A 6,540-nucleotide genomic window follows, 5' to 3' on the forward strand; every position below is an offset into this window, starting at 1 on the left:
CCATGACCCCTGCCGATCCCTGTCCCTGCGGCCGCCCCGTCGCCTACGCCGCCTGCTGCGGCCGCTTCCACGCCGGTGAGCCCGCGCCCGATGCCGAGGCGTTGATGCGCTCGCGCTACAGCGCGTACGTGCAACAGCTGCCGGCCTACCTGCTGGCCAGCTGGCATCCCGATACCCGCCCCGAGACCCTGTCGCTCGACGAACCGGCCGGGCAGCGCACGCGCTGGCTGGGCCTGACCGTGCACGAACACACCCTGCAGGATGCCGACCACGCCCAGGTGCGCTTCACCGCGCGCTACCGGATCGGCGGCGGCAGCGCGGTGAAGATGCAGGAGCACAGCCGCTTCGTGCGCCTTGATGGGCGCTGGTTCTATCTCGACGCGCTGCCCTGATCGCCTATTCAACTTGAACGGCGTAACACCACGTACGCCGCGCCATGACATCGCGCTCACCCATGCTCGCCGATCCTTCGTGCGATGAACGCCGTCGTTGCCCCGCCTCCTTCCGCCGTTACCGCCGCCACCGCGCTGGCGGCCCAGTTCGCCCGGGTACGCGCCCGCAGCGTGGCCCTGGCCGCACCGCTCAGCGCCGAAGACGCGATGGTGCAGAGCATGCCCGACGCCAGCCCGGCCAAGTGGCACCTGGCCCATACCACGTGGTTCTTCGAGCGCTTCGTGCTGGCGACCCAGCCGGGCTACGTCCCGTTCGACGCCGATTGGCATTACCTGTTCAACAGCTACTACCAGAGCATCGGCCCGGCGCATGCCCGGCCGCAGCGCGGCCTGCTGTCACGGCCGTCACTGGACGAGGTGCTGCGCTTCCGCAGCCTGGTCGACCAGCGCGTGCTCGCGGCGCTGCAGGCGGGTGTACTGGATGAGCAGGCCACCCGGCAGCTGATGCTGGGCCTGCACCACGAACAGCAGCACCAGGAGCTGCTGCTCACCGACATCAAGCACGCGCTGTGGAGCAACCCGCTGCAGCCGGCCTACCGCGACGACCTGCCGCGCAGCACCGGTACCGCCTCGCCGCTGGCGTGGATCCACAGCCCCGAGCAGATCGTCGAGATCGGCGCGCCCGCGTGGCCGGCGCATGCCGCGTTCGCCTATGACAACGAATCACCGGTGCACCGCGTGCTGGTGCCGGCCCATGCACTCGCCAATCGCCCGGTCAGCAATGCCGAGTTCCGCCGCTTCGTCGAAGCAGGGGGGTATCGCGAGCCCGCCCATTGGATGAGCGAGGGCTGGAGCCTGTGCCAGCAGGAACATTGGCAGCACCCGCTGTACTGGGATGACGCGCTGGCGCGCGAGTTCACCCTGGCTGGCTGGCGCCCGCTCGACCCCGATGCACCGGTCTGCCACCTCAGCTACTTCGAAGCCGACGCCTACGCCCGTTGGGCCGGTGCGCGCCTGCCCACCGAATTCGAATGGGAAGCGGCCGCCGCCGGGCAGGCGCCGCAGGGCAACTTCGCCGACAGCGAGCGCCTGCATCCGGCCGCACCCGACCACGACAGCGCACAGGGCCACGCGCAGCTGTTCGGCGATGTCTGGGAATGGACCAGCAGCGCCTACGGGGCCTATCCGGGCTTCCGCACCTTCGAGGGCAACCTCGGCGAATACAACGGCAAGTTCATGTGCGGGCAGTGGGTGCTGCGCGGCGGCAGCTGCGCCACCCCGGCCGACCACATCCGTCCCAGCTACCGCAATTTCTTCGCACCGTCGGCGCGCTGGCAGTTCGCCGGCCTGCGCCTGGCCAAGGATGCCGCATGAGTACCGTCAGTGATGCCCTGGATGCGTTGACCGACCTGCAACCGGATCGCGCGCGGATCACCGCCGATATCCTGCATGGCCTGTCCCAGCATCCGCGCCAGTTGCCGTCCAAGTATTTCTACGATGCGCGCGGCTCGCAGCTGTTCGAACAGATCACCCGCCAGCCCGAGTACTACCCCACCCGCACCGAACTGCAGCTGCTGCAGCAGGTCAGCGCCGAGATCGCCCGCGCCGTGGGGCCGCACCTGCACGTGGTGGAACTGGGCAGTGGCAGTGGCCGCAAGACCGAGCTGCTGCTGCATGCACTGGCCGATCCGGTGGCCTACACCCCCATCGAGATCTCGCGCGCGGCGCTGCTCGACAGCGTGGCCCGGCTGGCCGAAGCGCTGCCGGAGATCGAGATGCTGCCGGTCTGCGCTGATTTCACCCGCCCGGTGACGCTGCCCGAACCGCAGCGCGAACCGGCACGCCGGCTGCTGTTCTTCCCCGGTTCCACGCTCGGCAACTTCGCCCACGACGACGCCGTGGCGCTGCTCGATGCCATGCGCCAGACCATGGGGCCGACCGGGCTGGCGCTGATCGGCATCGACCTGCACAAGGATCCGGCGCTGATCGAAGCGGCCTACAACGACGCGGCCGGGGTCACGGCGGCGTTCACCCTCAACCTGCTGCGCCGGCTCAACCGCGAGATCGGCAGCGACTTCGACCTGGACGGCTTCGTGCACCGCGCGCGTTACAGCGTGCCGCGCCTGCGCATTGAAACCGAGCTTGTCAGCCGTTGCGCACAGCGGGTGCACGTGGCCGGCCGCGCGTTCGATTTCGCCGACGGGGAAGCGATGACGGTGGAATACAGCCACAAATACACCGACGCCGCCTTCGGCGCGCTGATCGCCGAGGCCGGCCTGCGCGTGCGCATGCAGTGGAATGCCGATGCCCCCGCCTTCGGCCTGCGGTTGCTGGAACGGGCCTGAACCGCATGGGTTGCCGCTATCATGCGGTAACACTTGGCTGCAGGGATTCACGCCAATGAGGGTTACCACCGTCGGCTTGCTGGGCGCGCTGTTGCTCGCCAGCACCCCGGTCGCTGCCGCGCCGCAGGACGATTTCGACCGCTGCCTGGCCGCGTTGCAGCCGCAGGCGCTCAAGCAGGGCGTCAGCGCGGCCGGGTTCACCCGGCTCACCGCCGGCCTCACCCCGGACCTGAGCGTGCTGCCGCTGCTGGATGCGCAGCCGGAGTTCACCACGCCGCTGTGGGATTACCTGGCCGCCCTGGTCGATACCCAGCGCGTCGACGACGGCCGCGCCCGCCTGGACCAGCACCGCGACCTGCTCGCCAGCGTATCGGCGCAATACGGCGTCGATCCGGCCACCATCGTCGCGGTCTGGGGCGTGGAGAGCGATTACGGCCGCGTGTTCGGCAAGCGCCCGCTGCTGCAGTCGCTGGCCACCCTGTCCTGCAACGGCCGCCGCCAGCCGTTCTTCCGCGGCGAGCTGCTGGCCCTGCTCAAGCTGCTGGACGCCGGTGATCTGAGTGCCGATGGCCTGACCGGCTCCTGGGCCGGCGCCTTTGGCCACACCCAGTTCATGCCTTCCACCTATGCGCGCATCGCGGTGGACGGCGATGGCGATGGCCGCCGCGACCTGGTCGCCAGCATTCCCGACGCGCTGGCTTCCACCGCCAATTACCTCAAGCAGGCCGGCTGGCGCACCGGCCAGCCGTGGGGCATCGAAGTGAAGATCCCCGCCGGCTTCAATGCCAACCTGGCCGGGCGCACCCAGCGCAAGCCGCTCGCGGCCTGGCGTGCATTGGGCATCGCCCCGATCGGGGGCGGCGCGCTCGCGCCTGCGGGGCTGCCTGAGGATGCCAACGCCGCGCTGCTGCTGCCCACCGGCGCCAAGGGCCCGGCCTGGCTGGTGTTCCGCAACTACGACGCGATCTACGCCTACAACGCCGCCGAGAGTTACGCCCTGGCCATCGCTACCCTGGCCGACCGCCTGCGCGGCGGCCCCGGCATCGTGGCGGCGTGGCCCACCGACGATCCCGGCATCGGGCGCACCGAGCGCCGCGAGCTGCAGACCCTGCTGCTCGCCCGCGGCCACGACATCGGTGCCGCCGATGGCATGGTCGGCACTGCCACCCGGCGCGCCATCCAGACCGAACAGCAGGCGCTGGGCTGGCCCAATCCGGACGGCCGCGCCGGCCAACGCATCCTCACCGCCCTGCGCAGCGCACCCCCTCTACCCAAGCCCACTACCGCCATGCCCGACAGCACAGCGTTTTCCCTGCCGCCCAACCATGCCCGCCTCGTCCAGTCGCCGGCCGCCCCCGGCACAGCGCTGCCCAAGCTCGAGGGCCTGAGCATCGTCGACATCCAGGGCTTCCCGGCCTGGAAGGTGGAAACGCCGCTGGCCAGCGCCGCGATCTCGGTGTTCGGCGGGCAGCTGCTCTCGTTCATTCCCAAGGGCGGCCAGGACGTGCTGTGGTTGTCGCCCACCGCGCAGGCGCTGCCGACCCCGATCCGCGGCGGCAGCCCGGTCTGCTGGCCATACTTCGGCAAACAGGGGCAGGGCAGTGACGTGCCCTCGCACGGCTTCGTGCGCAACGTGCCGTGGACCCTGCAGAGCGCGCAGCGCGACGCCGACGGCACCGTGGTGCTGACCCTGGCTCCGCCCGCGTTGGACAACCTCGATCTGCGCCTGACCATGCAGCTGCGGATAGGCCGCACCCTCGAGCAGCGCCTGGTCACCGAGAACACCGGCCGTCAGCCGGTGACCTTCACCCAGGCCCTGCACAACTACTTCAAGGTCAGCGACGCGATGCAGGTCAGCGTGTCCGGGCTGGATGGCCTGACCTACCTGGACAAGTTCGAGAACTACGCCACCCCGCGCATCCAGCAGGGCGACTGGTCGCTCAACGACCCGCGTGACCCCGGCCGCAGCGACCGCATCTATACCCAGGCCGGCGGCCGCTACGTGCTGAAGGACCCCGGGCTGAAGCGCAGCATCGAGATCACCACCCAGGGCAGCCGCTCGCTGGTGGCCTGGAACCCCGGCGAAGCAGGCGCGGCCAGGATGGCCGACGTCGGCGCCGGCTGGAAGAACTACGTGTGCCTGGAGGCGGCCAACGCCGGCCCGGACGTGGTCACCCTGGCCCCGGGCGCGCGGCACAGCCTGGTGCAGACCGTCCGCGTCCTGCCCCTGTAAGCGCGGCCAGCGCTCAGGGCAGGGCGCGAGCGCGCGGCCGAAGTGCCACCAGGCAGATGCCACCGGCCACCAGGCCCCAGAACGCCGAGCCGATCCCGGCCAGCGACAGGCCCGAGGCGGTCACCAGGAAGGTGACCAGTGCAGCCTCCCGATCGCTTTCCTCGCGCAGGGCCATGGCCAGGCTGTTGGCGATGGTGCCAAACAACGCGATGCCGGCCACGCAGGCCACCAGTTCCTTGGGGAAGGCGGCGAACACTGCGGCCACCGTCGCGCCGAACAGACCCACCACTATGTAGAAAGCGCCGGCGGCCACGGCGGCGGTATAACGCCGGGCCGGGTCCTCATGCGCTTCGCGGCCCATGCAGATGGCCGCCGTGATCGCCGCCAGGTTGAGGCCGTAGGCGCCGAACGGGGCCAATACGGTATTGACCACCCCGATCCAGCCGATCACGGGGGAGATCGGGGTGTCATAGCCGGACGCGCGGATCACCGCCACCCCGGGAATGTTCTGCGAGGCCATGGTGACCACGAACAGCGGCAGGGCGATGCCGAACACCGCCGGCCACGACAGGGTGGGCCAGGTGAACACCGGCGCGGCCAGTTCCAGCCGCAGCTGTTCGGCATGCAGCAGGCCCTGTGTGGCGGCAACGCCTACGCCCACCAGCAGGGTGGCGATCACCGCGTAGCGTGGGAACAGCCGGCGCCCGACCAGCCAGGTGGCGAACATCGCCAGCGCCATGCCCAGCTGCGTGCCCATGGAGACGAACACATCCAGCCCGAAGCGCAGCAGCACGCCGGCCAGCATGCCGGCGGCCAGCGCCATCGGCACGCGGCGCATCACCTTGGCGAACACACCGGAGAACCCGGCCAGCATGCCCAACACCGCAGCCAGTACGAAAGCCCCGATGGCATCGCTATAGGCCACCGCGCCGGTGCCCACCACCAGCATCGCCGCACCGGGGGTCGACCATGCAGTGACCACGGGCACGCGGTAGCGCAGCGACAGCCCGATACAGGTCACGCCCATGCCCAGCCCCAACGCCCACATCCAGGAGGCGATCTGCGCCTGCGTTGCACCGACCGCCTGTGCGGCCTGGAACACGATCACGGCGGAACTGGCGAAGCCCACCAGCACGGTAATGAAGCCGGCGACCACCGCGGGCAATGAGAGATCGCGCAACAACGAACGCTTGGCAACCGCAGACATGACGCATGCTTCCCTGACCACAAGAAGCTGCATTGTTGGCAGCCCTGCGCAGCACGCGCAACGCGCGTGCTGCGCATCGGCGTGCGGCATGCATGCAATCACGGTAGGTGTCGACCGTTGGTCGGTACGATCTGAAAAAAGCGCTTGACGAATTTTGAGAAGTCTTTAGTATTCGCTCCCTCGCTGCGACGCGGTCTTCACCCCGGTGAACACCAAGCCAAAGCGGCGGCAACATCCTTCGAAATAAGGTGTTGACGGAAACGAAAAGCCTGACATAATAGGCGGCTCGCTTCGACGAAAAGACCTCCGGGTCGCACGACGAAGCAGCATCGGCAACAACGTCCACTTCGGTGAGACGGCCCT

General features: G+C 69.3%; 5 protein-coding genes. 4 read left to right on the forward strand and 1 reads right to left on the reverse strand.

What is annotated here, in order from left to right:
- Positions 1 to 2: 2 nt before the first annotated feature.
- From QMX79_RS09795 to QMX79_RS09810, 4 genes are all read left to right on the forward strand, one after another.
- On the forward strand, positions 3 to 392 hold the full coding sequence (locus tag QMX79_RS09795) for a YchJ family metal-binding protein (RefSeq protein ID WP_282246578.1): 390 nt from the start codon (positions 3 to 5) through the stop codon (positions 390 to 392).
- Positions 393 to 476: 84 nt separating this feature from the next.
- Positions 477 to 1,766, forward strand: a complete 1,290-nt coding sequence (gene egtB, locus QMX79_RS09800) for an ergothioneine biosynthesis protein EgtB (protein ID WP_282246579.1) — start codon at positions 477 to 479, stop codon at positions 1,764 to 1,766.
- Complete coding sequence (gene egtD, locus QMX79_RS09805) at positions 1,763 to 2,737, forward strand: L-histidine N(alpha)-methyltransferase (RefSeq protein WP_282246580.1); 975 nt, start codon at positions 1,763 to 1,765, stop codon at positions 2,735 to 2,737. The genes egtB and egtD overlap by 4 nt, the downstream gene beginning before the upstream one ends.
- Before the next feature lie 55 nt (positions 2,738 to 2,792).
- Positions 2,793 to 4,970, forward strand: a complete 2,178-nt coding sequence (locus QMX79_RS09810; protein ID WP_282246581.1) for a lytic murein transglycosylase — start codon at positions 2,793 to 2,795, stop codon at positions 4,968 to 4,970.
- 13 nt (positions 4,971 to 4,983) lie between these two features.
- Here QMX79_RS09810 and QMX79_RS09815 read toward each other — a convergent pair whose 3' ends face one another.
- On the reverse strand, positions 4,984 to 6,177 hold the full coding sequence (locus QMX79_RS09815; RefSeq protein WP_282246582.1) for a benzoate/H(+) symporter BenE family transporter: 1,194 nt from the start codon (positions 6,175 to 6,177) through the stop codon (positions 4,984 to 4,986).
- Between the last annotated feature and the right edge of the window lie 363 nt (positions 6,178 to 6,540).

Source organism: Stenotrophomonas sp. PS02300, assembly GCF_029959395.1.
Lineage (GTDB): Bacteria > Pseudomonadota > Gammaproteobacteria > Xanthomonadales > Xanthomonadaceae > Stenotrophomonas > Stenotrophomonas maltophilia_AD.

What these genes read in the sequence shown, in the direction of transcription:
- QMX79_RS09810 (WP_282246581.1), top strand. Translation starts at nt 2,793, where the DNA reads ATGAGGGTTACCACCGTCGGCTTGCTGGGCGCGCTGTTGCTCGCCAGC.
- egtD (WP_282246580.1), top strand. Translation starts at nt 1,763, where the DNA reads ATGAGTACCGTCAGTGATGCCCTGGATGCGTTGACCGACCTGCAACCG.
- egtB (WP_282246579.1), top strand. Translation starts at nt 477, where the DNA reads ATGAACGCCGTCGTTGCCCCGCCTCCTTCCGCCGTTACCGCCGCCACC.
- QMX79_RS09815 (WP_282246582.1), bottom strand. Translation starts at nt 6,177, where the DNA reads ATGTCTGCGGTTGCCAAGCGTTCGTTGTTGCGCGATCTCTCATTGCCC.
- QMX79_RS09795 (WP_282246578.1), top strand. Translation starts at nt 3, where the DNA reads ATGACCCCTGCCGATCCCTGTCCCTGCGGCCGCCCCGTCGCCTACGCC.